Source organism: Pseudomonas sp. MWU13-3659 (assembly GCF_023757525.1).
Classification (GTDB): Bacteria; Pseudomonadota; Gammaproteobacteria; order Pseudomonadales; family Pseudomonadaceae; genus Aquipseudomonas; species Aquipseudomonas entomophila_E.
The window spans coordinates 39040-63711 of record NZ_JAMSHW010000019.1 but is presented as its reverse complement, the minus strand read 5'-3'; the positions used below and the strand labels follow the sequence as shown (position 1 = coordinate 63711).

26 protein-coding genes are annotated in these 24672 nt (G+C 64.2%); 14 read left to right on the top strand and 12 right to left on the bottom strand.

The features are described 5' to 3' along the window. Window positions 1-179: 179 nt before the first annotated feature. Both NGM28_RS20770 and NGM28_RS20765 read left to right on the top strand, forming a co-directional pair. Window positions 180-899, top strand: a complete 720-nt coding sequence (locus NGM28_RS20770; RefSeq protein ID WP_213659026.1) for a carbonic anhydrase — start codon at window positions 180-182, stop codon at window positions 897-899. Between the two features lie 188 nt (window positions 900-1087). Further along, window positions 1088-2623, top strand: coding sequence for a SulP family inorganic anion transporter (locus tag NGM28_RS20765; RefSeq protein ID WP_252091267.1), 1536 nt, complete (start codon window positions 1088-1090; stop codon window positions 2621-2623). A gap of 121 nt (window positions 2624-2744) precedes the next feature. Here the strand turns inward: NGM28_RS20765 and NGM28_RS20760 are convergent, their stop codons facing one another. After that, window positions 2745-3386 (bottom strand): hypothetical protein, encoded by a 642-nt coding sequence (locus NGM28_RS20760; protein ID WP_011531510.1) that lies wholly within the window; start codon window positions 3384-3386, stop codon window positions 2745-2747. A 379-nt stretch (window positions 3387-3765) separates the two neighbouring features. Here NGM28_RS20760 and coxB point away from each other — a divergent pair, with 379 nt between their 5' ends. Genes coxB through NGM28_RS20740 form a run of 4 tightly spaced genes read left to right on the top strand, consistent with a single transcriptional unit; the run spans window position 3766 to window position 7986 of the window. Next, the gene (gene coxB, locus NGM28_RS20755; RefSeq protein WP_240064133.1) at window positions 3766-4893 is read left to right on the top strand and encodes a cytochrome c oxidase subunit II; all 1128 of its coding nucleotides are present in this window, start codon (window positions 3766-3768) and stop codon (window positions 4891-4893) included. 31 nt (window positions 4894-4924) lie between these two features. Next, complete coding sequence (gene ctaD / locus NGM28_RS20750; RefSeq protein WP_240064132.1) at window positions 4925-6514, top strand: cytochrome c oxidase subunit I; 1590 nt, start codon at window positions 4925-4927, stop codon at window positions 6512-6514. 10 nt (window positions 6515-6524) lie between these two features. Next, a complete protein-coding gene (locus NGM28_RS20745) occupies window positions 6525-7082 on the top strand; it encodes a cytochrome c oxidase assembly protein (protein WP_240064131.1) in 558 nt (185 codons plus the stop codon). A 16-nt stretch (window positions 7083-7098) separates the two neighbouring features. After that, window positions 7099-7986: a cytochrome c oxidase subunit 3 gene (locus NGM28_RS20740; RefSeq protein ID WP_240064130.1), complete on the top strand. Its 888-nt coding sequence runs from the start codon at window positions 7099-7101 to the stop codon at window positions 7984-7986. Between the two features lie 86 nt (window positions 7987-8072). Here the strand turns inward: NGM28_RS20740 and NGM28_RS20735 are convergent, their stop codons facing one another. Next, the gene (locus NGM28_RS20735; RefSeq protein ID WP_011531515.1) at window positions 8073-8276 is read right to left on the bottom strand and encodes a twin transmembrane helix small protein; all 204 of its coding nucleotides are present in this window, start codon (window positions 8274-8276) and stop codon (window positions 8073-8075) included. 63 nt (window positions 8277-8339) lie between these two features. Here NGM28_RS20735 and NGM28_RS20730 point away from each other — a divergent pair, with 63 nt between their 5' ends. The 5 genes from NGM28_RS20730 to NGM28_RS20710 are packed head-to-tail and all read left to right on the top strand — an operon-like array spanning window position 8340 to window position 12223. After that, on the top strand, window positions 8340-9083 hold the full coding sequence (locus NGM28_RS20730; RefSeq protein ID WP_252091266.1) for an SURF1 family protein: 744 nt from the start codon (window positions 8340-8342) through the stop codon (window positions 9081-9083). After that, window positions 9049-9627 carry a PA_0111/PP_0108 family redox-active disulfide protein gene (locus NGM28_RS20725; RefSeq protein WP_252091265.1) on the top strand — a complete coding sequence of 193 codons (579 nt, stop codon included), beginning with the start codon at window positions 9049-9051 and terminating at the stop codon, window positions 9625-9627. Before NGM28_RS20730 ends, NGM28_RS20725 begins: the two co-directional genes overlap by 35 nt. A gap of 9 nt (window positions 9628-9636) precedes the next feature. Further along, entirely contained in the window at window positions 9637-10710 is a 1074-nt protein-coding gene (locus tag NGM28_RS20720; protein ID WP_240064127.1) for a COX15/CtaA family protein, read from the top strand. After that, complete coding sequence (cyoE, locus tag NGM28_RS20715) at window positions 10695-11594, top strand: heme o synthase (RefSeq protein ID WP_252091264.1); 900 nt, start codon at window positions 10695-10697, stop codon at window positions 11592-11594. Before NGM28_RS20720 ends, cyoE begins: the two co-directional genes overlap by 16 nt. Next, on the top strand, window positions 11591-12223 hold the full coding sequence (locus NGM28_RS20710) for an SCO family protein (RefSeq protein WP_252091263.1): 633 nt from the start codon (window positions 11591-11593) through the stop codon (window positions 12221-12223). Before cyoE ends, NGM28_RS20710 begins: the two co-directional genes overlap by 4 nt. A gap of 122 nt (window positions 12224-12345) precedes the next feature. On the opposite strand, the gene NGM28_RS20705 is transcribed toward NGM28_RS20710, so the two are convergent. The 7 genes from NGM28_RS20705 to zur form a co-directional block, all read right to left on the bottom strand. Next, complete coding sequence (locus NGM28_RS20705; RefSeq protein WP_213659038.1) at window positions 12346-13116, bottom strand: MetQ/NlpA family ABC transporter substrate-binding protein; 771 nt, start codon at window positions 13114-13116, stop codon at window positions 12346-12348. 64 nt (window positions 13117-13180) lie between these two features. After that, entirely contained in the window at window positions 13181-13852 is a 672-nt protein-coding gene (locus tag NGM28_RS20700) for a methionine ABC transporter permease (protein WP_011531522.1), read from the bottom strand. Beyond that, a complete protein-coding gene (locus NGM28_RS20695; protein ID WP_011531523.1) occupies window positions 13852-14859 on the bottom strand; it encodes a methionine ABC transporter ATP-binding protein in 1008 nt (335 codons plus the stop codon). The genes NGM28_RS20700 and NGM28_RS20695 overlap by 1 nt, the downstream gene beginning before the upstream one ends. 176 nt (window positions 14860-15035) lie before the next feature. Further along, window positions 15036-15743: a PA5502 family lipoprotein gene (locus NGM28_RS20690; RefSeq protein WP_213659040.1), complete on the bottom strand. Its 708-nt coding sequence runs from the start codon at window positions 15741-15743 to the stop codon at window positions 15036-15038. Window positions 15744-15860: 117 nt separating this feature from the next. Continuing rightward, a complete protein-coding gene (gene znuB, locus NGM28_RS20685; RefSeq protein ID WP_011531525.1) occupies window positions 15861-16643 on the bottom strand; it encodes a zinc ABC transporter permease subunit ZnuB in 783 nt (260 codons plus the stop codon). Beyond that, window positions 16636-17409: a zinc ABC transporter ATP-binding protein ZnuC gene (gene znuC / locus NGM28_RS20680; protein WP_240064121.1), complete on the bottom strand. Its 774-nt coding sequence runs from the start codon at window positions 17407-17409 to the stop codon at window positions 16636-16638. The genes znuB and znuC overlap by 8 nt, the downstream gene beginning before the upstream one ends. Continuing rightward, complete coding sequence (zur, locus tag NGM28_RS20675; protein ID WP_252091262.1) at window positions 17406-17891, bottom strand: zinc uptake transcriptional repressor Zur; 486 nt, start codon at window positions 17889-17891, stop codon at window positions 17406-17408. The genes znuC and zur overlap by 4 nt, the downstream gene beginning before the upstream one ends. A gap of 18 nt (window positions 17892-17909) precedes the next feature. Here zur and NGM28_RS20670 point away from each other — a divergent pair, with 18 nt between their 5' ends. Continuing rightward, entirely contained in the window at window positions 17910-18863 is a 954-nt protein-coding gene (locus tag NGM28_RS20670; RefSeq protein ID WP_286089044.1) for a zinc ABC transporter substrate-binding protein, read from the top strand. A gap of 97 nt (window positions 18864-18960) precedes the next feature. Here NGM28_RS20670 and NGM28_RS20665 read toward each other — a convergent pair whose 3' ends face one another. Together NGM28_RS20665 and NGM28_RS20660 are read right to left on the bottom strand one after the other, a co-directional pair. Continuing rightward, window positions 18961-19911 (bottom strand): homoserine kinase, encoded by a 951-nt coding sequence (locus NGM28_RS20665; RefSeq protein WP_252091261.1) that lies wholly within the window; start codon window positions 19909-19911, stop codon window positions 18961-18963. A 64-nt stretch (window positions 19912-19975) separates the two neighbouring features. Then, window positions 19976-20266 (bottom strand): DUF2782 domain-containing protein, encoded by a 291-nt coding sequence (locus tag NGM28_RS20660; RefSeq protein ID WP_011531530.1) that lies wholly within the window; start codon window positions 20264-20266, stop codon window positions 19976-19978. A gap of 74 nt (window positions 20267-20340) precedes the next feature. Here NGM28_RS20660 and polA point away from each other — a divergent pair, with 74 nt between their 5' ends. Further along, window positions 20341-23097 carry a DNA polymerase I gene (polA, locus tag NGM28_RS20655; RefSeq protein WP_252091260.1) on the top strand — a complete coding sequence of 919 codons (2757 nt, stop codon included), beginning with the start codon at window positions 20341-20343 and terminating at the stop codon, window positions 23095-23097. A gap of 408 nt (window positions 23098-23505) precedes the next feature. Here polA and yihA read toward each other — a convergent pair whose 3' ends face one another. After that, the gene (gene yihA / locus NGM28_RS20650) at window positions 23506-24138 is read right to left on the bottom strand and encodes a ribosome biogenesis GTP-binding protein YihA/YsxC (protein WP_011531532.1); all 633 of its coding nucleotides are present in this window, start codon (window positions 24136-24138) and stop codon (window positions 23506-23508) included. Between the two features lie 208 nt (window positions 24139-24346). Between yihA and NGM28_RS20645 the strand changes: the two genes are divergently transcribed. Further along, complete coding sequence (locus NGM28_RS20645) at window positions 24347-24649, top strand: c-type cytochrome (protein WP_252091259.1); 303 nt, start codon at window positions 24347-24349, stop codon at window positions 24647-24649. Window positions 24650-24672 lie beyond the last annotated feature (23 nt).

Genomic DNA, 24672 nt, shown 5'->3' with positions numbered 1-24672 from the left:
GGAACGCCCGTTCTAGAGCCTCCGGAATTAAGTTTCAGTTAAGATTTCTCCGCTAGCGTAGGAATCCAGTCCACAGCGACTGTGATCATTTGCCTGTGCGCGTCATCTAAATCCCCGCATAGCCAGAATCTTTCCCCGGTAAACTGGAACTTACCTTCAAACCGTCAAGAGGATGAATCATGCCCATCAAGGACCCATCCAAGGTTGTCCCGGCCGCACCCGCCGAAAGCGCCGATGCCGCCCTGAAGCATATCGTCGACGGCTTCCTGCGGTTCCACACCGAAGTCTTCCCCGAGCAGCAGGAGCTGTTCAAGAAGCTGGCCACCGCGCAAAAGCCGCGGGCCATGTTCATCACCTGCGCCGACTCGCGCATCGTCCCCGAGCTGATCACCCAGAGCTCGCCAGGCGACCTGTTCGTCACCCGTAACGTCGGCAACGTCGTACCGCCGTATGGCCAGATGAATGGTGGTGTCTCCAGCGCCATCGAATACGCCGTGCTGGCGCTGGGCGTGCATCACATCATCGTTTGCGGCCACTCCGACTGCGGCGCGATGCGCGCGGTGCTCAACCCGCACTCGCTGGACAAGATGCCGACCGTTTCCGCCTGGCTGCGCCATGCCGAAGTGGCGCGCACCGTGATCGAGGACAACTGCTCCTGCGGCAGCGAGCACGAAAGCATGCAGCTGCTGACCAAAGAGAACGTCATCGCCCAGCTGCACCACCTGCGCACCCACCCTTCGGTCGCCTCGCGCCTGGCGGCTGGCCAGTTGCACATCCATGGCTGGATCTACGACATCGAAACCAGCCAGATCGAAGCCTACGATGCCGCCAGTGACCGCTTCCTGCCACTGACCGCAGGCGAGCCGATCCCCTCCGCTACTCCGAGAGGCCGCTACTAAGCGACCCGAACACGCTGAAACGACCTTGATAGCCGGCTGCACCCGATGGGTGCGGCGCGGTCTTCGCCTGCCTTGAATTTCCCTGGACGCCTTGCCGGCAAGCTCGCTGGCGGCCCGCGCCTGCGCGCGATCCAGGGATCCCGTGCCTGCGGCCAGAGGAATGGCCGTGAACTTGAGAAAGGAGCGTCATGGTGAACAAGACACAGATCAAAGCGGCATTGCCGCGTGAGTTGCTGGCCTCGGTGGTGGTGTTCCTGGTGGCCCTGCCGTTGTGCATGGGCATTGCCATCGCCTCCGGCATGCCCCCGGCCAAAGGGCTGATCACCGGTATCATCGGCGGCATCGTGGTGGGCTTCCTGGCGGGCTCGCCGCTGCAGGTGAGTGGCCCGGCGGCGGGTCTGGCAGTGCTGGTGTTCGAACTGGTGCGCCAGCATGGCATGGCCATGCTCGGGCCGATCCTGTTGCTGGCGGGGTTGCTGCAACTGCTGGCCGGGCGCTTGCGGTTGGGGTGCTGGTTCCGGGTGACCGCGCCAGCGGTGGTGTATGGGATGCTCGCCGGCATCGGTGTGCTGATCGTGCTGTCCCAGGTACATGTGATGTTCGACACGGCCCCGCAACCGTCGGGTGTGGATAACTTGCTGGGTTTTCCGGCGACGCTGGCTTCGGCCCTGCCGCTGGAAAGCGCGGGCAATGGCTGGCAGGCCGGCGCGTTGGGCCTGGGCACCATTGCCATCATGTGGGCCTGGGAGCGCTTTCGCCCGCAACCTCTGCGCTTCATCCCCGGTGCATTGCTCGGGGTCGCGGCGATGACCGCCATCAGCCTGTGGCTGGCGCTGCCGGTCAATCGCGTGCAGGTACCCGCCGATCTGTCCCAAGCCATCGACTGGCTACGCCCGGACGATCTGCTCAAGCTGGCCGACCCAACGCTGCTGGTGGCAGCTTTCGCCCTCGCGTTCATCGCCAGCGCCGAGACCTTGCTGTCCGCGGCCGCGGTGGACCGCATGCACAGCGGCCAGCGTTCGGACTTCGACCGTGAACTGTCGGCGCAGGGCATCGGCAACATGCTCTGCGGCGTGCTCGGCGCGCTGCCGATGACCGGGGTGATCGTACGCAGCTCGGCCAATGTGCAGGCCGGCGCGCAGACCCGGGCTTCGGCGATTCTGCATGGTTTGTGGTTGCTGGCCTTCGTGGTCGCGTTGAGCAGCGTGCTGCAGCAGATCCCGGTGGCGAGCCTGGCGGGCGTGCTGGTGTACACCGGTGTGAAGCTGGTGGACTTCAAGGCGTTTCGCGGCCTGGGCCGCTATGGGCGAATGCCGATGTTCACCTATGCCGCCACGGCACTGGCGATCGTCTTCACCGACCTGCTGACCGGTGTGTTGCTGGGCTTCGCCCTCACCTTGCTGAAGCTGGCGTTCAAGGCGGCGCGGTTGAAGATCAACCTGGTGGCGTTGGACGCGCCGGGGCACATGGAGCTGCGCCTGAGCGGGGCGGCGACGTTCCTCAAGGTGCCGGCGCTGACCCAGGTGCTGGAGACCGTGCCGGAAGGGACGACGCTGCATGTGCCTTTGGGCAACCTGAGCTATATCGACCATTCCTGCCTGGAGTTGCTGGAGGACTGGGGGCGCAGTGGCGCGGCCAAGGGCGCGCGGCTGGTGTTGGAGCAGCGGCGGCTGAAGCGGCGGGTCGAGGGTAGGTTGAGGACAACCGCTGGGGTTGGGGTCTAGCCGGTAATTCTGGGGCTGCCTTGCAGCCCTTTCGCGGCACAAGGCCGCTCCTACAGGGATCGCGGTTGTCTGTAGGAGCGGCCTTGTGCCGCGAAAGGGCCGCGCAGCGGCCCCCGCAATCTCAAGCCGACTGCCCCAGCTCAACCCCGAGCTGGCGCGACAGGCACGGCCAGCGTTTCCACGCCGCGCCGGTTTCCGGGCTCGACAGCTTGTCGCGATAAGCCTCCACCGATTCGGCGGCAAAGCTCTCGTCATCAAGCATTTCATCCACTGAGTGATGCACCACCTCGTCCAGCTGGTTGGCGAACGTCTCGCCGATCAACTGGTGGGCGATCAGGTTGGCCACCGTGGTATCCACCGGAATCAGCGGCTGCTGGAAGTGGCGGATGTACAGGTCGTTGACCTCCTCGACCAGGCGGTGCGCCAGGTAGGCCTCGTCCAGCAGGCAGTCGAGACCGACATGCCCGGCCATCACGCTGGGTGGCTGCAGGAAGTAGGCTTCGGCGATTTTCAGCACCGGTTTGATCTGCGACTCGATACCGGCTTCGAGCGCCACGTTGTGCGCGGCCTCGAGCAGTTCCGGAACCTCGTTGATGTAGGCGCCGACAAAACGCGCCAGCGTACCCTGGGCATCCTGCTGGGGTAGTTGGATCGAGGGATGCAGGTGGGGCAGTTGCAGTTCGAGGCGGGCTTTCAGCTGGCCTGTGCGGCTCTCATGTTGATGGGCGGTTTCGATCTGCTCGCGTACAGCAGCGATGTTCATGACAACTCCAGGGACAAGGCGTTACAAACGGAAGACACTAAGTTAGCTTGCTTACGAGAATGCCTAAGACGCATTTGTTATATCTCTGAGACACGTGTAGGAAATTGGCTATATCAATGTGCCATCATTGTGCCCCGCCCCAGTATTCATGCGGCTTTCAGCGCAAACGTTTGGATGGATGAAGATCATTTAAAACCCTTCATTGCGCACCATTGGTCGGTGTCTATACTCCGCTTGAAACGTGATTCGTTGATGAGGCCCGACTGCCGTTTGCAGGGGGCTCGGTCGTCGAAGCCAGGCAGTCTTGGCCACCGTTCCCCCCTATGTCGTAAGGTCGTCCGCGCCTCCGGGACTACAAGAACGATAAGGGGAACCCGCAATGATGCGACATCCACATGTCTGGATGGGCCTGTTGCTGTGGTCAATGTTTGGTCAGGCACAGGCGGCATGGACCGTGAACATGGCTCCCGGGGCGACGGACGTCTCCCACGCCGTGTTCGACCTGCACATGACCATCTTCTGGATCTGCGTGATCATCGGCATCGTGGTGTTCGGCGCGATGTTCTGGTCAATGGTCATCCACCGCCGCTCCACTGGCCAGCAGCCCGCGCATTTCCACGAGCACACCTGGGTGGAAATCCTCTGGACTGTCGTCCCCTTCCTGATCCTCGTGGCCATGGCCATCCCGGCCACCAAGACCCTGATCGACATCTACGACGCCAGTGAGTCCGACATCGACATCCAGGTCACCGGCTACCAGTGGAAGTGGCACTACAAGTACCTGGGCCAGGATGTGGAGTTCTTCAGCAACCTGGCCACCCCCACCGACCAGATCCACAACAAGGCGCCCAAGGATGAGCACTACCTGCTCGAAGTCGACCAGCCGCTGGTGCTGCCGGTGGGTGCCAAGGTGCGCTTCCTGGTCACCGCCGCCGATGTGATCCATTCCTGGTGGGTGCCTGCCTTCGCGGTCAAGCGCGACGCCATCCCCGGCTTCGTCAACGAGGCCTGGACCCGCATCGAGAAACCCGGCATCTACCGTGGCCAGTGCACCGAGCTGTGCGGCAAGGACCATGGCTTCATGCCGGTGGTGGTGGAGGTGAAATCCAAGGCCGACTACGAGACCTGGCTGGGCGAGCGCAAGGCCGAGGCGGCCAAGCTCAAGGAGCTGACCAGCAAGGACTGGACCCTGCAGGAGCTGGTCGAGCGCGGCGACAAGGTCTACCACACCACCTGCGTGGCCTGTCACCAGGCCGAGGGCCAGGGCCTGCCGCCGATGTTCCCGGCGCTCAAGGGCTCGAAGATCGCCACCGGGCCGAAGGAAGAGCACTTGAGCGTGGTCTTCCATGGCCGCCCTGGCACCGCCATGGCCGCATTCGGCAAGCAGCTCTCGGAAGTCGACATCGCCGCCGTGGTCACCTACGAGCGCAACGCCTGGGGCAACAACAAGGGCGACATGGTCACGCCGAAGGACGTGCTGGCGCTCAAGCAGGCGGAAAGCAAATGAACCGGTGCCTTAGGGTTGCAGGAGACAGGACATGAGTGCAGTGATCGACGACCACGCCCACGGTCATGAACACGCCCACGGCCCGGCCAAGGGCCTGATGCGCTGGGTGCTGACCACTAACCACAAAGACATCGGCACGATGTACCTGTGGTTCGCCTTCACCATGTTCCTGCTCGGCGGTTCGTTCGCCATGGTAATCCGTGCCGAGCTGTTCCAGCCCGGGCTGCAGATCGTCGAGCCGGCGTTCTTCAACCAGATGACCACCATGCACGGGCTGATCATGGTGTTCGGCGCGGTGATGCCGGCGTTCGTCGGGTTGGCCAACTGGATGATCCCGCTGATGATCGGCGCCCCGGACATGGCCCTGCCGCGGATGAACAACTTCAGCTTCTGGCTGCTGCCGGCGGCGTTCCTGTTGCTGGTCTCGACCCTGTTCAGCCCCGGTGGCGGGCCCAACTTCGGCTGGACCTTCTATGCGCCGCTGTCGACCACCTACGCCCCGGCCAGCGTCACCTTCTTCATTTTCGCCATCCACCTGATGGGCATCAGCTCGATCATGGGCGCGATCAACGTGATCGCCACCATCCTCAACCTGCGCGCCCCGGGCATGACCCTGATGAAGATGCCGCTGTTCGTCTGGACCTGGCTGATCACCGCGTTCCTGCTGATCGCAGTGATGCCGGTGCTGGCCGGCGTGGTGACCATGATGCTGATGGACATCCACTTCGGCACCAGCTTCTTCAGTGCCGCCGGCGGCGGTGACCCGGTGCTGTTCCAGCACGTGTTCTGGTTCTTCGGCCACCCCGAGGTGTACATCATGATCCTGCCCGCCTTCGGCGCGGTCAGCTCGATCATCCCGGCGTTCTCGCGCAAGCCGCTGTTCGGCTACACCTCGATGGTCTACGCCACCGGGGCTATTGCCTTCCTGTCGTTCATCGTCTGGGCCCACCACATGTTCGTGGTGGGTATCCCGGTGGTGGGCGAGCTGTTCTTCATGTACGCCACCATGCTGATCGCCGTGCCCACCGGGGTGAAGGTGTTCAACTGGGTCAGCACCATGTGGGAGGGCTCGCTGACCTTCGAGACACCGATGCTGTTCGCCATCGCCTTCGTCATCCTGTTCACCATTGGCGGGTTCTCCGGGCTGATGCTGGCCATCGCCCCGGCGGACTTCCAGTATCACGACACCTATTTCGTCGTGGCGCACTTCCACTACGTGCTGGTGCCCGGGGCGATCTTCGGCATCTTCGCCTCGGCCTACTACTGGCTGCCGAAGTGGACCGGGCACATGTATGACGAAACCCTCGGCAAGCTGCACTTCTGGTTGTCGTTCATCGGCATGAACATGGCCTTCTTCCCCATGCACTTCGTCGGCTTGGCCGGCATGCCGCGGCGAATCCCCGACTACAACCTGCAATTCGCCGATTTCAATATGGTCTCGTCGATCGGCGCCTTCATATTCGGTGCCACGCAGATCTTCTTCCTGTTCATCGTCATCAAGTGCATCCGCGGCGGCGCGCCGGCAGCGGCCAAGCCCTGGGACGGTGCCGAAGGGCTGGAGTGGTCGATTCCGTCGCCGGCGCCTTATCACACCTTCCAGACCCCTCCGGAAGTGAAGTAGGAGCCTGCCTATGGACGGCCTGTCGCTCAAACGCCTGGTCACCCGCCTGCTGATGCTGACCGTGGTGATGTTCGCTTTCGGCTTTGCCCTGGTGCCGATCTATGACGTGATGTGCAAAGCATTCGGCATCAACGGCAAGACCGGTGGGCAGTACGAGGGCAGCCAGGTGAGCGACCTGTCGCGTTCGGTGCGTGTGCAGTTCATGTCGACCAACGCCGGTGACATGAGCTGGGAGTTCCACTCCACCGCCGACCAGCTCGAGGTCAACCCGGGGGCGGTGAACCAGATGATCTTCATCGCCCGCAACCCGACCGACAAGCCCATGAGTGCCCAGGCCATCCCCAGCATCACCCCGGCCGAGGCTGCGGCGTACTTCCACAAGACCGAGTGCTTCTGCTTCACCCAGCAGGTGCTGCAGCCTGGCGAGCGCATCGAGATGCCGGTGCGCTTCATCGTTGACCGCGACCTGCCGGAGTCGGTGAAGCACCTGACCCTGGCCTACACCCTGTTCGACATCACCGCTCGCCACCCCCCGGTCGCCCATGTCGCGACCGAGGCCGCCCGTTGAGGGAAGGAGATCAACCATGGCAAGCCACGAGCATTACTACGTCCCGGCGCAGAGCAAGTGGCCGATCATCGCCACGATCGGCATGTTCATCACCGTGTTCGGCCTGGGTACCTGGTTCAACGACCTCAAGGCCGGCCACCCGGAATCCCACGGGCCGCTGATCTTCTTCGTCGGCGGGTTGTTCCTGGCATACATGTTGTTCGGCTGGTTCGGCGCGGTGGTCAAGGAGAGCCACGCGGGGCTGTACAGCTCGCAGATGGACCGCTCGTTCCGCTGGGGCATGAGCTGGTTCATCTTTTCCGAGGTGATGTTCTTCCTGGCGTTCTTCGGGGCGCTGTTCTATGTGCGGGTGCTGGCAGGGCCCTGGCTGGGAGGCGAGGGGCACAAGGGCGTGGCGCACATGCTCTGGCCCAACTTCGAGTTTGTCTGGCCATTGCTGCACACGCCGGACCCGAAACTGTTTCCGCCGCCGAAGGAAGTCATCGATCCGTGGCACCTGCCACTGATCAACACCATCTTGCTGGTGAGTTCCAGCGTGACCGTGACCATCGCCCACCACGCCCTGCGCAAGGGGCATCGCGGCACGCTGAAACTGTGGCTGGGGCTGACGATTCTGCTGGGGCTGTCGTTCCTGGCATTGCAGGCCTACGAGTACCACGAGGCCTACACCAAGCTGGGGTTGACGCTGGGATCGGGGGTCTATGGCGCGACGTTCTTCATGCTAACCGGGTTCCACGGCGCGCATGTGACGTTGGGGACGGTGATCCTGTTCGTGATGTTCTGCCGCGTGCTGCGGGGGCATTTCAACCCCGAGAAGCACTTCGGGTTCGAGGCGGCCAGCTGGTACTGGCACTTCGTCGATGTGGTGTGGGTGGGGTTGTTCATCTTTGTGTATGTGCTGTAGGAGCGGCTTCAGCCGCGAAGCAGGCGTGGCACCCGCTTTGCGGGTGATCGCGGCTGAAGCCGCTCCTACAAAGGGTGGTGGGGATTTCAGAAGGGGGCGTGCGACACCAGCTGGCCGCTGATGAAGCCCCAGGCCACCAGCCCGATGGTCAGGGCCGCCAGGGTGACACGTACGGTCAGGGCCTTGAGCAGGCGGGTCGAATGGTCGTCGTCCTTGACCAGGAACACCAGGCCACTGAACAGGCTGGCGACCGTGGCCAGCAGCATCAGGACTATCGCGGCCTTGAGCATGGCGCTACTCCGGGGGGATGTGGTGATGCGGACAAGTATAGCGGTTGCCCCGACGAGGCCCCGATGAGGCCGTTTCGTCCGGGCTGGATCCCGACCCTGGTGGTGCTCGCGCTGCTGCCGGGGCTGCTCTCGCTCGGCTGTTGGCAACTGCGTCGCGCCGACGAAAAGCGCACCCTGCTCGATACCTATACCGAGCGCCAGATCGAGGTGCCGGTGGCCGCCGCGCAATTGCGCCAGTTGCCGGATCCTGCCTTCTACCCCGTACACCTTTACGGCCGCTTCGACGCCGAGCACAGCCTGCTGCTGGATAACCAGATGCGCGATGGCAAACCCGGTGTCGAACTGCTGCAACCCTTCCACGACCAGGCCAGTGGGCAGTGGCTGCTGGTCAATCGCGGCTGGCTGCCCTGGCCGGATCGCCGCGTGCCGGTACGCTTCGACACCCCCGACCAGCCGCTGGCGCTGGAGGCCTCGGTGTATGTCGCGCCCGGCAAGACGTTCCAGCTCCACCCCGACTCGACCGAAGGCCGGTGGCCGCACCTGCTCACCGCCATCGACCCGGCCGCGCTCTGGCAACAACTGGGCCGGGATGGCTTCGCCCATGAACTGCGCCTGCAACCGGGCCCGGCCAGCTATCGACTGGACTGGCCGATAGTCGCCATGGGGCCCGAAAAGCACCTGGGCTATGCCGTGCAGTGGTTCGCCCTGGCGACGGCATTGCTGCTGCTCTACCTCTATTTCGGCTGGCATCACAACGACAAGGAGAACCGCCATGGCCGCCGCCACGAGCCCGTTGCACGCACCTGAAGGCCGCAAGGCCCGCGGGCGCTTGCAGTTGCTGCTGATCCTGTTCGTCGTGCTCGGGCCGATGATCCTCGCCACCAGCATGTACAAGCTGCAGTTCTGGGTACCGGACGGGCGCAGCTACCACGGGGTGATGATCGGCAACGGCCTGGGCCGTGCCGACATCGGCATCGATGCCCAGGATGAACGGTGGCAACTGCTGGTCAGTGCCCCCGAGGCCTGTGCCGAAGACTGTCGGCAGTTGGTGTATCTGGCCCGGCAGATCCAGATCGGGCTGGGCCGCGACGCCAGCCGCGCCAGCCATGCCCTGGCCTCGGCCGAAGCGCTGGATGGCGATTACCAGGCCGTGCTCGACCGTGAGTACCCGCAGTTGCAGCGCTATCCGCTGGAGGCCCAGCGTTACCGGCAAAAGGTTGGCGAACCTGGCCCGCAGCTGTGGATCGTCGACCCCCACGGCAACCTGGTGCTGCGCTATGACGCCAAGGTCAACGGCAAGCAGGTGCTGGACGACCTGCGCCACCTGCTCAAGCTGTCCAACATCGGCTAGGAGGCCGCCATGGCCAGACCCGGATTCCGCCTCGCTGTGTTCGCCACCCTGCTGGCGCTGCTGGTCGTGCTGCTCGGCGCCTACACCCGGCTGACCCACGCCGGCCTCGGCTGCCCGGACTGGCCTGGCTGCTATGGCTTCATCAGCGTGCCCAAGACCGATGCTCAGTTGGCCCATGCCGAGCTGCATTTCCCCGAGCACCCGGTCGAGGAAGCCAAGGGCTGGGCGGAGATGGTCCATCGCTATTTCGCCGGGACGCTGGCGCTGGTGATCGCCCTGCTCGCCTTCCAGGCCGTGCGCCGACATGCCCGCGATGGCCAACCCTACCGCTTGCCGCTGCTATTGCTGGGGGTCGTGCTGGCCCAGGCGGCGTTCGGTATGTGGACAGTGACCTTGAAGCTCTGGCCCCAGGTAGTGACGGCGCACTTGCTTGGTGGCTTCACCACGGTCAGCCTGCTTTTCCTGCTATCCCTGCGTCTATCCCGGGCCTTTGCGCCATTGCCGAAGCTGCCCCTGAGCCTGCGCCGTCTCGCTGCGTTGGCACTGCTGGTGGTGATCGGCCAGATCGCCCTGGGCGGCTGGGTCAGTTCCAACTATGCGGCGGTGGCCTGCATCGACCTGCCCACCTGCCATGGCCAGTGGTGGCCGGCGGCGGACTTCAGCAACGGTTTCCACCTCACCCAGCACGTTGGCCCCAACTACTTGGGCGGGCAGCTGGACAGCGATGCGCGCACGGCGATCCATATCAGCCATCGCCTCGGTGCCTTGCTGGTGACGGTGGTGCTGCTGATGCTCAGCTGGAAGCTGCATCGCCATGGCCTGACCGGCCTGGCGCGCTTGGTACTGCTGGCGCTGGCGCTGCAAATCGGGCTGGGCGTGAGCAACGTGCTGCTGCACTTGCCGCTGGCCGTGGCCGTGGCCCACAACGCTGGCGGCATCCTGCTGCTGCTGAGCATGGTGCTGGTGAACTACCGCATCCGCGTGGCTGACAAGGTACGTGTCGGCCTTGGCTGGCGCCTCACCCCGGTGAGCAACGTCGGGCTCTCCCATCACATGAGGAATGATTCGTGGCGACGCTTCTGAGCACGGAACGCCCGCGCGCCGGCTGGCGCGACTACATGGAGTTGACCAAGCCCAAGGTGGTGGTGCTGATGCTCATCACCTCGCTGGTGGGCATGTTTCTCGCCACCCGCGCCGGTGTCGCCTGGAGCGTGCTGCTGTTCGGCAACCTGGGGATCGGCCTGTGCGCCGGGAGCGCGGCGGTGGTCAATCACGTGGTGGACCGGCGCATCGACGCGCTGATGGCCCGCACCCACAAGCGCCCGCTGGCCCAGGGCCGGGTCGCGCCGTTCCCGGCCCTGGCCTTCGCCTTGCTGTTGGCCGTGATGGGCTTGGCCTTGCTGCTGGCGTTCACCAATACCCTTACCGCCTGGCTGACGCTGGCCTCGCTATTGGGTTATGCGGTGCTCTACACCGGCTTTCTCAAGCGTGCCACGCCGCAGAACATCGTGATCGGCGGCCTGGCCGGCGCGGCCCCGCCGTTGCTGGGCTGGGTGGCGGTGAGCGGGCATGTGGGCGCCGAGCCGCTGTTGCTGGTGCTGATCATCTTCGCCTGGACCCCGCCGCACTTCTGGGCCCTGGCCATCCACCGCAAGGCCGAGTACGAAAAAGCCGATATTCCCATGCTGCCGGTGACCCACGGCGAGCGTTACACCGCACTGCATATACTGCTCTACACCCTGATTCTGCTGGCCGTCAGCCTGTTGCCCTATGCAATCCACATGAGCGGCCCGCTCTACCTGGCCTGTGCCCTGGCCCTGGGCCTGCGCTTCCTGCATTGGGCCTGGGTGTTGTACCGTGGCACCCGGCCGCACGCGGCGATCAAGACGTTCAAGTACTCTATCGGCTATCTGTTCGCCCTGTTCATCGCGTTGCTCGTTGACCACTACCTGTTGCTGAACCTATGACCCGAACCCAGAAAACCGTCTTCATCCTCGTTGCCCTGGTCGCGCTGATCATGGGCCTGACCGTCAACAAGGTGCTCAGTGACCGCGGTCAACTGAACCCTACCGAACTGATCGATGCCGGCATCATCCTGTTGCCTCAAAGCCGCACGGTGCCGGATGTGAAGATGACCGACCAGAACGGCCAGCCCATCGCGCTGGACCAGCTCAAGGGCAAATGGTCGTTGCTGTTCTTCGGCTACACCTACTGCCCGGACATCTGCCCGACCACCCTCGCCCAACTGCGCCAGGTGAAGAGCGAGCTGCCCAAGGAGGCCATCGAGCGCCTGCAGGTGGTGCTGGTGAGCGTGGACCCGAACCGTGACACGCCGAACCAGCTCAAGCAGTACCTGGGCTATTTCGACAAGGATTTCGTTGGTGTGGCGGGGTCGATCGAGGATACGCAGAAGCTGGCCAATGCCTTGAGCATTCCGTTCATTCCGGCGGATACCAGCAAGCCGGGGTACACCGTGGACCACAGCGGCAACCTGGCGGTGGTCGGGCCGGATGGGCGCCAGCGCGGGTTCATTCGTGCGCCGTTCAACAACCAGAAGCTGGTGGCGCAGTTGCCGGGGCTGGTGAAGCGGGATTGAGCATGTTGGGCCTGCTATGCAGGCCATCGCGGCACAAGGCCGCTCCTACAGAAGATCGCATGCCTCTGTAGGAGCGGCCTTGTGCCGCGAAAGGGCCGCAGAGCGGCCCCGAGGGTTTCAGGTCAGAACGCCGGAATCACCGCGCCCTTGTACTTCTCGGTGATGAACTGCTTCACCTCAGGCGAGTGCAGGGCCGCGGCAAGCTTCTTCATGGCATCCGCGTCCTTGTTGTCCGGACGGGCCACCAGGATGTTCACGTAAGGCGAGTCGCTGCCTTCGATGACCAGCGCGTCCTTCTCAGGGTTCAGCTTGGCTTCCAGCGCATAGTTGGTGTTGATCAGCGCCAGGTCGACCTGGGTCAGCACACGCGGAATGGTCGCCGCTTCCAGCTCACGGAACTTCAACTTCTTGTCGTTGCCGGTGATGTCCTTCACGGTCGACAGGATGTTCTTGTTGTCCTTGAGCTTGATCACGCCGGCCTTGTCCAGCAGCAACAGGGCGCGGCCGCCGTTGGTGGCGTCGTTGGGGATGACCACGGTAGCGCCGTCAGCCAGCTCGTCGAGCTTTTTCAGTTTGCTCGAGTAGGCGCCCAGCGGCTCCAGGTGAACGCCGGTGACGCTGACCAGCTGGGTGCCCTTGGCCTTGTTGAACTCGTCCAGGTACGGCTGGTGCTGGAAGAAGTTGGCGTCCAGGCGCTTTTCCGCGACCTGCACGTTCGGCTGGATGTAGTCGGTGAATTCCTTGACCTTGAGCTCCACGCCTTCTTTGGCCAGCTGTGGCTGGACGAACTTGAGGATCTCGGCGTGCGGCACCGGGGTAGCGGCGACGGTCAGGGTCTCGGCGTGGGCCGAGAAGGCCGCGACAGCGGCGACAACAGCAAGCAGCTTCTTCATTGATCACTCCTTGTGAGGGCCGCGACGGCCCCCGAACGGGTCGGCCAGGCCGACCCCATTGGGGTTACTTACGGGAAAAGTGCACGACCAGCTTGTCGCCGACGCTCTGCAGCACCTGCACCAGCACCAGCAGCAATACCACGGTGACCACCATCACGTCGGTCTGGAAGCGCTGGTAGCCGAAGCGGATGGCCAGGTCGCCCAGGCCACCTGCGCCCACCACGCCGGCCATCGCGGTGTAGGAAACCAGGGTGATGGCGGTGACGGTGATCGCTGCAAAGATGCCCGGACGGGCCTCAGGCAGCAAGGCGTTGGTGATGATCTGGCGGGTGGTGGCACCCATCGACTGGGTGGCTTCGATGATGCCACGGTCCACTTCGCGCAGGGCGGTCTCCACCAGGCGGGCGAAGAACGGCGTGGCGCCCACTACCAGCGGCGGGATGGCGCCGGCGACGCCCAGCGAAGTACCGGTGATCAGCACGGTGATCGGGATCATCACGATCAGCAGGATGATGAACGGCAGCGAGCGCAGGATGTTCACCACCAGCGACAGCAGCGCGTACACGCCCTTCTGCTCGAACATCTGCCGCGGCCCGCAGAGGAACAGCAGCACGCCCAGCGGCAGGCCCAGCAGCACGGTGAAGAACAGCGAGCCGAACAGCATGATCATGGTATCGACGGTGGCCAGCCAGATTTCGGCCCAGTCGACGTTGGCGAAGAAATTCAGGGCGTCCATCAACGCAGTACCTCCATATGTACGTCAGCTGCCTTGAAGCGGGCGAACGCCGCTTCCATGTCACCGCCGATCAGGGCGAGGGTGAGCTGGCCATAGGGGACATCCTTGATGCGGTCGATGCGCCCGGCGAGGATGCTGTAGTCCACGCCGGTCTCGCGGGCCACGGTGCCCAGCAGCGGCGCGTAGGTGGCGTCGCCCTGGAAGGTCAGGCGCACGATGCGGCCCGGCACGTGGGCAAAGTCGTCGCGTTGCTCGCCTTCGTCGACCTGCTCGTCTTCCTGGACGAAGCGCTTTGTTGTCGGGTGCTCGGGGTGCAGGAACACCTCGGCGACCGGCCCTTGCTCGACGATCTTCCCGGCGTCCATCACCGCCACGCGGTCACAGACCCTGCGGATCACGTCCATCTCGTGGGTGATCAGCACGATGGTCAGCTTCAGCTCGCGGTTGATCTCGGCCAGCAGTTGCAGCACCGACGCGGTGGTCTGCGGGTCGAGGGCGCTGGTGGCTTCGTCGCACAACAGGATCTTGGGGTTGGTGGACAGGGCGCGGGCAATGCCGACGCGCTGCTTCTGCCCGCCCGACAGCTGTGCCGGGTACTTCCTGGCGTGGTCCTGCAGGCCGACGCGGGCCAGCAGTTCGGTGACGCGCTTGTCGATTTCACCGCGCGACAGCTCGCCAGCCAGCACCAGCGGCAGGGCGACGTTGTCGGCGACGGTCTTCGAGGCCAGCAGGTTGAAGTGCTGGAAGATCATCCCGACCTGCTGGCGGAAGCGGCGCAGCTGGTTGGCATCGAAGGCGGTGACGTCTTCGCCATCGACGATGATCTTGCCGCCGCTCGGAGCCTCGAGGCGGTTGATCAGGCGCAGCATGGTGCTCTTGCCGGCACCGGAGTGGCCGATCAGGCCGAACACCTGGCCATCTTCGATGGTCAGGCTGGTCGGGTTCAGGGCCGGGATATCCCTACCGTCGACACGGTAGGTTTTGTGGACATTTTGAAACTCGATCACTGAGCGAACCTTGTGGGGCGCATGGAATGTGGGCCAGCGGTTAGCCGGGGTCGCGCATTTTAGCCTTTTCCAATAGCCGTTCTTATCATTTATTTCTGATTCGTCCAATCAGTTGGGCATAACGCGACGATTGGTGCGCCTGATCGAAGGCAATCGCGGGCTTGCCCCGCGATTGATCATTGCTGATGAGGAACCAGCACCACCTGCGCGGGCAACGAGCGCTGGATCTCATGCTTCTGTTGCAGCGCGAAGCCGCTGTCGAGCTTGCGCACGCGCTTTTCCAGCAGGGTCTTGAGCCACGGGGCGTCTTGGGTGCGGGGCACCTGGAACACCACGTCGCACTGGTAGTTGACCACGTCCAGGGCGATGTCATCGAGCTGGCGACGCAGGGCGCGGCTGTCGGTGGTCTTGAGTGCGACAACGGTGTTCGGCGCAGTCGGATCGATCAACCGAGCCCGTGGTTGTTTCTCCGCAGCCTTGAGTGCTGCTTCGGCTTTTTCCAGCTCAGCCTTGCGGGCATTGGCCATGGCATCGCCACCCGTCAGCGCAGGGGCTTTGGGCATCAGCGCGCGGGCACGGGCCAACGCGGTGGCGGCGGCATTGACATCACCCTTCTGCAGGACGATCTGGCTACGGCGCAGATACGCTTCAGCCAGTTGCCGCTGGTGGGGCTCCAGGCGCGCGTCGTCAGGCGACTGTGCCTGCAACGCGGCGAGCTGGTCCTCGGCGGTGGCCAGCTCGTTGGCGGCGATGGTTTGCTCCAGCTGCTGCCAGGCATCCGGTTGGACAGGCGCGACCGGCTGTTCGGCGGGCTTGCTGGAGCAGGCGGCCAGGAACAGGGAAAACGCGGCAACAAGCAGATAACGTGAGGCGAACGGCTTCATTCCTGCGACTCTCTATTTGCGCAAAAAGCGAGCAAGTCTACACCCAGGTGCGCACGCTCGAAAACAGGCCATACAGACCTTGCACCCACGGAAAGGTTGCGTGCGTCCCCTGAATTTTCAGCGTTTGGGCAGCGCCAGGCTCAGCAAGAATAGCACTGCCGCACAGACCACGATCGACGGCCCGGCCGGTGTGTCCTTGAACCACGACATGGCCAGGCCACCACATACCGCGGTGACCCCCAGCAGGCTGGCGCCCAAGGCCATCTGCTCGGGCGAGCGGGCGTGACGTTGTGCCGCGGCGGCGGGGATGATCAGCAGCGAGGTGATCAGCAGCACGCCGACGATCTTCATTGCCACCGCGATCACCACGGCGATCAGCAGCATCAGCGCCAGGCGCAGCCCGGCCACCGGCAGGCCCTCGACCATCGCCAGTTCCTCGTGCACCGTGACGGCCAGCAAGGGGCGCCAGAGTGCGGCCAGCAGCACCAGCACCAACGCGCTGCCGCCGAGGATCCAGGCAAGGTCGGTGGTGCTGATCGCCAGCAGGTCGCCGAACAGGTAGGCCATCAGGTCGATGCGTACATCGTGCATGAAGCTCAGCACCACCAGGCCCAGCGACAGGGTGCTGGGGGCGAGGATGCCGAGCAGCGTGTCGGAGGCCAGCGGTTGACGCTGCTGCAAGGTCACCAGCAGGATCGCCAGCAGCAGGCAGCCGACGGTCACCGCCAGCGCCGGGCTGACGTCCAGGGCGAAGCCCAGGGCCACGCCGAGCAGTGCGGCATGCGAGAGGGTGTCGCCGAAATAGGCCATGCGCCGCCAGACCACGAACGAACCCAGCGGGCCGGCGACAAGGGCCAGCGACAGGCCGGCAAGCAGGGCGTAGAGAAGAAAATCAGCCATGCTTGCAGTGCTCTCCGTGGACATGGGCGCCGGGGGCGATCACCGAGCCGTGCAGGTCGTGGCTGTGATCGTGATGGTGATGGTAGACGGCCAGGCTCTTGGCGTTCTGGCCGAACAGCTCGACAAAGGCCGGGTCGTTGCTGACCTGCTCCGGATGGCCCGAGCAGCAGACGTGACGGTTGAGGCAGACCACCTGGTCGGTGGCGCTCATCACCAGGTGCAGGTCGTGGGAGACCATCAGCACGCCGCAACCATGGCGGTCGCGCAGGCGAGTGATGAGGTTGTACAGCTCGGTCTGACCGACCACGTCGACACCTTGCACCGGCTCGTCCAACACCAGCAACTCGGGTTCACGCAACAGCGCGCGGGCTAGCAGCACCCGCTGCATCTCGCCGCCGGAGATGGTCTGGATCGGGCTGTCGATCACCTGTTCGGCGCCGACTTCCTGCAGTGCCGACAAGGCCGCTGTGCGGTCTACCCCGGGCACCAGGCGCAGGAAGCGCAGCACCGACAATGGCAGCGTGGCGTCCACCTGGATCTTCTGCGGCATGTAGCCGATGCGCAGCTTCGGCTTGCGCCATACCTTGCCGCGATGGGGCTTGAGCAGGCCGAGTACTGCGCGCACCAGGGTGGTCTTGCCGGCGCCGTTGGGGCCGATCAGGGTGACGATCTGGCCGGGCGCGACCGCCAGGTCGATGTTGTCGAGCACCGCTTCACCGGCAAAGCTGACCCCGACCTGCTCGAGGCGGATCAGTGCGTCGCTCATGCCTTGCCCCGGCAGTTGCCGCACAGGCCGACCACTTCCACGGTCTGTGTTTCGACGGCGAAGCCGACGGCCTTGGCGCTATCGACGATGGCGTTGCTGATGCTGTCCTGCTCCAGTTCGATGGCCACGTGGCACTCGCGGCAGATCAGGAACTGGCCCTGGTGCGCGTGCTCGGGGTGGCTGCAGCCGATGAAGGCGTTGAGCGAGGCGATGCGGTGCACCAGGCCGTTGTCCAGCAGGAAGTCCAGCGCGCGATAGACGGTCGGTGGCGCGGCGCGACGGCCGTCCTGCTCGCTGAGCACGGCGAGGATGTCGTAAGCGCCCAGCGGCTTGTGGCTCTGCCACACCAGCTCCAGCACGCGGCGGCGCAGGGCGGTCAGGCGCAGGCCCTGACGGTTGCACAGCGCGTCGGCCTCGGCCAGCGCGCTGTGGACGCAATGGGAATGATCGTGGGGGCGGTGGGCCAGCGGCGTGATGGACATGGGCAGCGACGGTTCAGGATGGAGACGTTATTATGTTACCTGTTTCTGACGACCCGAGTATCCACCGTGTCCCGATTCCTTGTCCTCTTTGTCGCTTTCATCGCCTGCTCGGCCCAGGCCGACGTGCGCGTGCTGACCAGCATCAAGCCCCTGCAACAGATTGCCGCGGCCGTCCAGGACGGTGCTGGCAGCCCAGACGTGCTGTTGCCGCCGGGCGCCTCCCCGCATAACTACGCGCTGCGCCCGTCCGACGTGCGCAAGGTCGGCGATGCCGACCTGCTGTACTGGATCGGCCCGGACATGGAAGGTTTCCTGCCCCGCGTGCTGGCCAGCCGCGGCAAGCCCAGCGTGGCGGTTCAGTCGCTTCCAGGCCTGCAGTTGCGCCACTTCGGCGAGGACAGCCATTCCCACGAAGAAGACCACGACGATCATGACCATGACCACCGCCCGGGCAGCCTCGATGCGCACCTGTGGCTGTCGTCGGCCAATGCCCGGGTGATTGCGGCGAAGATGGCCGCTGACCTGGCGGCAGCCGACCCGGCCAATGCCGCGCGTTATCAAGGCAATCTGAAGCTGTTTATCGAGCGGATGGACGCCCTGGATGGGCGGATCAAGCAACGTGTGGCTGGGATTGCCGGCAAGCCGTACTTCGTGTTCCACGAAGCGTTCGATTACTTCGAAGCCGCCTATGGCCTCAAGCATACGGGCGTGTTCAGCGTGGCATCGGAAGTGCAGCCGGGGGCGCAGCATGTGGCCGCGATGCGCAAGCGCCTGCAGGAAGTGGGCAAGACCTGTGTGTTCAGCGAGCCGCCGCTGCGGCCGCGCCTGGCCGAGACGCTGACGGCGGGGTTGCCGGTGCGCCTGGCGGAGCTGGATGCGCTGGGCGGGACCGATCCGGTGGATGCCAGGGGCTATGAGCGCTTGCTGGAGAAGCTGGGCAGCGACCTGACAGGTTGCCTGGAACAACTGTAGGAGCGGCTTCAGCCACGAAGCAGGCGCCACGGTGCATGGCACCCGCTTTGCGGGTGATCGCGGCTAAAGCCGCTCCTACAGGTTTTGTAATCGCCCGTTAGAGCGCGAACGGCAGTTTCAACGCCACTTGCTGGCGCTGCACCAAGCGCACTTCGAACTCGCTCGGATCGTGGATCATTACATCCATCCCGGCAAATGCCTGCGCCGCGATCAGCCGCGACAGCCAGAAGCGCACGCACGCCACCCGCAGCATCACCGGCCACAGCTCGGCTTCGGCCGCGGTGAACGGCCGCAACGCCGCGTAGGCGCCCAGCAGCGCCTGGGCCCGTGGCAGGTCGATGCCACCCTGTTCGTCCAGGCACCAGTCGTTCACGGTGATGGCCACGTCATACAGCATCGGCCCGGAACAGGCGTTGTAGAAATCGATCACGCCGGTCAGGTGGGTACCTTCGAACATCACGTTGTCACGGAACAGGTCGGCGTGCAGGTTGGCCTTGGGCAGGGCCAGGATCTGCGCCTTGTGCGCGGTGATCTCATCCAGTGCGGGCTTCAACAGCTCGGCTTGCGCGCTGTTCAGGCCGGTCAGCAGCTCGGCGCCGGACGCCAGCATCCAGTCCAGGCCGCGGTCGGTACGGCGCTCGATGATGCGCTCGCGGGTGGCCAGGTGGATGTGCGCCAGCAGTTCGCCGACCTGGGCGCAGTGCTGGTTGTTCGGCGCCTTGACGTGTTTGCCGGACAACCGCGGCTGCAGCAGCGCCGGCTTGCCGCACAGCTCGCGCAGGCCATTGCCGTCGCGATCACGCACGGCGTACGGCACCGGCATGTCGGCCTCATGCAGCACATCGAGCAGTTCGATGAAGAACGGCATGTCCTCGGCCGGGCCGCGCTCGATCAGTGTGAGGACGAACTCCCCTTGTTCCAGGCTGACGAAGAAATTGCTGTTCTCGGTACCGGCGGCAATGCCCTGGAAGTCGAGCAGACGGCCCAGCTCGTACGGCGCCAGAAAGGTTTCCAGCTCAGGCCGGGACACAGGGGTGAAGACTGACATGTTGGAAAATTGCCCATGCGGGCACTTCCGCCGGGAAGTGCCTGGTTGATGTGAACGGTACGCGCTACTTCCACTCGAAGATTTTCCAGGAAGGAATCAGCATGTCTGGTTGGTCTGAGCGAATGAAGTTGGCGTCAGTGCCATCGGCGCGTACCAGGAAATAAGGCTTACCACCTTTAGGGGTGACCTTGATCGCATACAGGAAGCCATTCTGCCGGTATTCCTGGATGGTTTTGTCGCCTTCCGTGCGAATGGTCACATCGGGATCTGCCGATGGGGCGTCGTCCGCCGCCAGGGTGACGGCTGGCAGGGTGGCCAGCAGACCGAGCAGTAACAGGCGATTGGGTGTACGCATGATAACCTAGTCCTTTTGTCGTCATTGATCCGGCTATTCTAGCTCCGGACCCGCCGAAAAGGTTGATTCTCCTCATGAGCCAAGCGCCCCTCGTCCTGGTGGACGGTTCCTCCTACCTCTACCGCGCCTTTCATGCGCTGCCGCCGCTGACCACCTCCAAAGGCCTGCCGACGGGCGCGGTCAAGGGCGTGCTGAACATGCTCAAGAGCCTGCGCAAGCAGTACCCGGATAGCCTGTTCGCGGTGGTTTTCGACGCCAAGGGCGGCACCTTCCGTGATGCCATGTTCGCCGAGTACAAGGCCAACCGCCCAAGCATGCCCGATGACCTGCGGGTGCAGGTCGAGCCGCTGCACGCCAGTGTGCGCGCCCTGGGTTACCCACTGTTGTGCGTCGAGGGCGTGGAGGCCGACGACGTGATCGGCACCCTTGCGCGCAGCAGCGCGGCGGCCGGCCGCCCGGTGATCATCTCGACCGGCGACAAGGACATGGCCCAGTTGGTGGATGGCCACGTCACGCTGGTCAATACCATGACCGGCAGCGTGCTGGATGTGGCTGGCGTGCACGAGAAGTTTGGTGTCGGTCCTGAACACATCATCGATTTCCTCGCGCTGATGGGCGACAAGGTCGACAACATCCCCGGTGTGCCGGGCGTTGGCGAGAAGACCGCCGTCGGCCTGCTGACCGGCATCGGTGGTGGCCTGAGCGACCTGTACCAGAACCTCGACAAGGTCCCGGGCCTGGCCATCCGCGGCGCCAAGACCCTGCCGGCCAAGCTCGAGGAGCATCGCGATGCGGCCTTCCTCTCCTACGAACTGGCCACCATCAAGTGCGATGTGGAGCTGGATGTCGAAGTCGACGCCCTGGTCTGCGGCGAGCCGGACCGCGAAGCTCTGTTGGCGCTGTACACCGAGATGGAGTTCAAGAGCTGGGTCGCCGACGTGCAGCGCAGCGCGCCCCGCACAGGTGATGGCGACGCCGCCGTTGCAACCGAGCAAGCGCCCACGGTCAAGGTCGAACCCAAGTACGAGACCATCCTCGACCAGGCACGTTTCGACGCCTGGCTGGAAAAGCTGCGCAAGGCGCCGCTGTTCGCCTTCGACACCGAGACCACTGGCCTTGATGCCCAGCAGGCCAGCATCGTCGGCCTGTCGTTCGCCGTCGAGCCCAATGAAGCGGCCTATGTACCGCTGGCCCACGACTACGAAGGTGCGCCGGCCCAGCTGGACCGCGACGCCGTGCTGCTGGCGCTCAAACCCCTGCTGGAAGACCCGGCCAAGGGCAAGGTCGGCCAGAACGCCAAGTACGACATCAATATCCTGGCCAACGGCAGCCCGGCCATCCTGATGCGTGGCGTGGCCTACGACACCATGCTCGAGTCCTATGTGCTCGACTCCACCGCCACCCGCCACGACATGGACAGCCTGGCGCAGAAGTACCTGGACCACACCACCATCGGGTTCGAGGACATCGCCGGCAAGGGTGCCAAGCAACTGACCTTCAACCAGATCCCGCTGGAGAAGGCCGGCCCCTACGCCGCCGAGGACGCCGACATCACCCTGCGCCTGCACCACGCGTTGCAAGCGCGCCTGGCGAAGACCCCCAGCGTGCTGCCGGTGCTGATGGACATCGAGATGCCGCTGGTGCCGGTGCTGGCGAAGATCGAGCGCCAGGGCGCGCTGGTCGATGCCGCGCTGCTCGGCGTGCAGAGCGGCGAGCTGGGCGCGAAGCTGGTCGAGCTGGAGCGCGAGGCGTACGCGCTGGCCGGCGAAGCATTCAACCTGGGCTCGCCGAAGCAGCTGGGCTCGATCCTTTACGACAAGCTGGGCATGCCAGTGCTGAGCAAGACCGCCAAGGGCCAGCCTTCCACCGCCGAGGCGGTGCTCGACGACCTGGCCGAGCAGGGCTACCCGCTGCCCAAGGTGCTGATGCAATACCGCAGCTTGAGCAAGCTCAAGAGCACCTACACCGACAAGCTGCCGGGGCAGATCAACCCACGCACCGGGCGTATCCACACGTCCTACCAGCAAGCAGTCGCCGCCACCGGGCGGCTGTCGTCCAGCGACCCGAACCTGCAGAACATCCCGGTGCGCACCGCCGAAGGCCGGCGTATTCGCCAGGCCTTCGTCGCCAGCCCCGGCTACAAGCTGCTGGCGGCGGACTATTCGCAGATCGAGTTGCGCATCATGGCCCACCTGGCCAAGGACGAAGGCCTGCTGCATGCCTTCCGCAACGACCTGGACGTGCACCGCGCCACTGCCGCCGAAGTGTTCGGCGTCGCTCTGGCGGATGTCACCGCCGATCAGCGTCGCAGCGCCAAGGCCATCAACTTCGGCCTGATCTACGGCATGAGCGCGTTCGGGCTGGCCAAGCAGATCGGCGTCGACCGCAAGCAGTCCCAGGATTACATCGACCGTTATTTCGCCCGCTATCCCGGCGTGCTGGCCTACATGGAGCGTACCCGCGCCCAGGCCGCCGAGCAGGGCTTCGTCGAGACCCTGTTCGGCCGTCGCCTGTACCTGCCGGACATCAACGCCAAGAACCCGGCCCTGCGCAAAGGCGCCGAGCGCACCGCGATCAACGCCCCGATGCAGGGCACCGCAGCGGACATCATCAAGCGCGCCATGGTTGCGGTGGACAACTGGCTGGTCGACAGCAAGCTGGATGCCCGGGTGATCCTGCAGGTGCACGACGAACTGGTGCTGGAAGTGCGTGAGGACCTGGTCGAGCAGGTAAAAGATGAAATTCGTGGCTACATGAGCGGTGCCGCGGAACTCGATGTGCCGCTGCTGGTGGAAGTGGGAGTTGGCTCGAATTGGGACGAAGCTCACTAAACGCCGTGTGAAAGCTGTGTAGGATCTGCGGCGTAGTGTCGCGGATCCGTGCTGGCCTCGGGCCGTTAGATCCGGAGTTTCATGAAACTATCGCAAATAGTTTCGAGGGGCTCGGAACTAAATCGGTGAAGCGCTACTCAGAGGTACTGAATGGCTGGTGAAGCCTTTCGATGCTCCTATGTTGTGTTAAGTGTTGGCAGATATCTGGACCCCGCCCTAGCGGTCCGGACTTGAACCCCGAACTTCCCCCTCCCCATATGAAGTCCGGGGTTTTTTTTGCCCGGAATTCGGCGGCTGTTGGTTTGGCACTGTAGGAGCCAGCCTTGCTGGCGAACCAGACACCGCGGTGGGTGGCACCGGCTGTGCCGGTGTTCGCCGGCAAGGCCGGCTCCTACAGGGGTTGCGCTATCAGGCCACCGGCTTGTCTTCCAGCTCCATCCAGTCCGCCAGCACGCGGTAGGCCTCTTCCAGCCCCAGGCGTTTGGGTGCCGAGAACAGCTGGATGGTCGTGCTGTCGCCCCAACCCTTGCGAATCTCCGATTGCACCTTGAGCAAGGTGTTCTTGCCCGCGCCGTGGGTCAGCTTGTCGGCCTTGGTCAGCAGGATGTGCATGGGCATGCCGCTGGCCCGGGCCCAGTCGAGCATCATCTTGTCGAAGTCGGTCATCGGGTGGCGCACATCCATCATCAGGATCACCCCGCGCAGGCACTCGCGGCTGCCGAGGTAGGCCTCCAGGTGCTTCTGCCAGTGTTGCTTGAGCGGGATCGGCACTTTTGCATAACCGTAACCCGGCAGGTCGACCAAACGCCGTTCATCGTCCAGACTGAAGAAATTCAGCAGCTGGGTGCGGCCGGGGGTCTTCGAGGTGCGTGCCAGGCTGGCGTGGGTCAGGGTGTTGAGGGCGCTGGACTTGCCGGCGTTGGAGCGGCCGGCGAAAGCCACCTCGTAACCCTGGTCTTCCGGGCATTGTTCGACCTTGGCGGCGCTGAGGGCGAATGTGGCTTTCTGGCAGAGGCCGAGGATGGGGTTCTTGACTTGCATGGGATATCCGATGTGGGTGTTGCCCAGCTCTGGAACGGTTGGCCCAGGCGCGGCAAGCGGTGTCGTTTCCGTTTGGATGGCGGAAGTATATAATGCCCCAGTTTTTGTGTGCTCATTCTCCCAGCGAAGGCGTATGAGCATGGGGTGTCGAACAATAGCTCGCGCAACAGAACGCAGCGCGGCCCCCAACCCTGTCAGGTCGTTCCGCATGGCGAAATGGCTACTAGCTGTCGGTTTGTTCCTACCGTTATTCAGCGCACAGGCTACACAGGATCCCGAGGCGTTGTACAACCGCAGCTGTGCGGCCTGTCACGCCGGACAGTTGCCACAGGCACCCAGGCAGGGTGACCGGGCAGCCTGGGAGCCACGGCTGGCGCAAGGCATGGAGCAACTGGTGGTACATGTTACACAGGGTTTCAAGGCTATGCCGCCGCGTGGATTGTGCATGGACTGCAGTGCCGAGGACTACCAATTGGTCATTCTCTGGATGAGTGGCAGTCCCGATACATAACATTTCACCCTTAGCCGTGTTGG

Bases quoted from the DNA above. Each gene is read 5' to 3' on its own strand.
- yihA (WP_011531532.1), bottom strand. From the start codon at position 24,138: ATGCAAGTCAAGAACCCCATCCTCGGCCTCTGCCAGAAAGCCACATTC.
- ctaD (WP_240064132.1), top strand. From the start codon at position 4,925: ATGAGTGCAGTGATCGACGACCACGCCCACGGTCATGAACACGCCCAC.
- NGM28_RS20660 (WP_011531530.1), bottom strand. From the start codon at position 20,266: ATGCGTACACCCAATCGCCTGTTACTGCTCGGTCTGCTGGCCACCCTG.
- NGM28_RS20770 (WP_213659026.1), top strand. From the start codon at position 180: ATGCCCATCAAGGACCCATCCAAGGTTGTCCCGGCCGCACCCGCCGAA.
- NGM28_RS20745 (WP_240064131.1), top strand. From the start codon at position 6,525: ATGGACGGCCTGTCGCTCAAACGCCTGGTCACCCGCCTGCTGATGCTG.
- NGM28_RS20765 (WP_252091267.1), top strand. From the start codon at position 1,088: ATGGTGAACAAGACACAGATCAAAGCGGCATTGCCGCGTGAGTTGCTG.
- NGM28_RS20735 (WP_011531515.1), bottom strand. From the start codon at position 8,276: ATGCTCAAGGCCGCGATAGTCCTGATGCTGCTGGCCACGGTCGCCAGC.
- NGM28_RS20730 (WP_252091266.1), top strand. From the start codon at position 8,340: ATGAGGCCGTTTCGTCCGGGCTGGATCCCGACCCTGGTGGTGCTCGCG.
- znuC (WP_240064121.1), bottom strand. From the start codon at position 17,409: ATGAGCGACGCACTGATCCGCCTCGAGCAGGTCGGGGTCAGCTTTGCC.
- NGM28_RS20670 (WP_286089044.1), top strand. From the start codon at position 17,910: ATGGAGACGTTATTATGTTACCTGTTTCTGACGACCCGAGTATCCACC.
- NGM28_RS20645 (WP_252091259.1), top strand. From the start codon at position 24,347: ATGGCGAAATGGCTACTAGCTGTCGGTTTGTTCCTACCGTTATTCAGC.
- NGM28_RS20700 (WP_011531522.1), bottom strand. From the start codon at position 13,852: ATGGACGCCCTGAATTTCTTCGCCAACGTCGACTGGGCCGAAATCTGG.
- NGM28_RS20665 (WP_252091261.1), bottom strand. From the start codon at position 19,911: ATGTCAGTCTTCACCCCTGTGTCCCGGCCTGAGCTGGAAACCTTTCTG.
- NGM28_RS20690 (WP_213659040.1), bottom strand. From the start codon at position 15,743: ATGAAGCCGTTCGCCTCACGTTATCTGCTTGTTGCCGCGTTTTCCCTG.
- NGM28_RS20705 (WP_213659038.1), bottom strand. From the start codon at position 13,116: ATGAAGAAGCTGCTTGCTGTTGTCGCCGCTGTCGCGGCCTTCTCGGCC.
- znuB (WP_011531525.1), bottom strand. From the start codon at position 16,643: ATGGCTGATTTTCTTCTCTACGCCCTGCTTGCCGGCCTGTCGCTGGCC.
- NGM28_RS20710 (WP_252091263.1), top strand. From the start codon at position 11,591: ATGACCCGAACCCAGAAAACCGTCTTCATCCTCGTTGCCCTGGTCGCG.
- NGM28_RS20740 (WP_240064130.1), top strand. From the start codon at position 7,099: ATGGCAAGCCACGAGCATTACTACGTCCCGGCGCAGAGCAAGTGGCCG.
- zur (WP_252091262.1), bottom strand. From the start codon at position 17,891: ATGTCCATCACGCCGCTGGCCCACCGCCCCCACGATCATTCCCATTGC.
- NGM28_RS20720 (WP_240064127.1), top strand. From the start codon at position 9,637: ATGGCCAGACCCGGATTCCGCCTCGCTGTGTTCGCCACCCTGCTGGCG.
- polA (WP_252091260.1), top strand. From the start codon at position 20,341: ATGAGCCAAGCGCCCCTCGTCCTGGTGGACGGTTCCTCCTACCTCTAC.
- NGM28_RS20725 (WP_252091265.1), top strand. From the start codon at position 9,049: ATGGCCGCCGCCACGAGCCCGTTGCACGCACCTGAAGGCCGCAAGGCC.
- coxB (WP_240064133.1), top strand. From the start codon at position 3,766: ATGATGCGACATCCACATGTCTGGATGGGCCTGTTGCTGTGGTCAATG.
- NGM28_RS20760 (WP_011531510.1), bottom strand. From the start codon at position 3,386: ATGAACATCGCTGCTGTACGCGAGCAGATCGAAACCGCCCATCAACAT.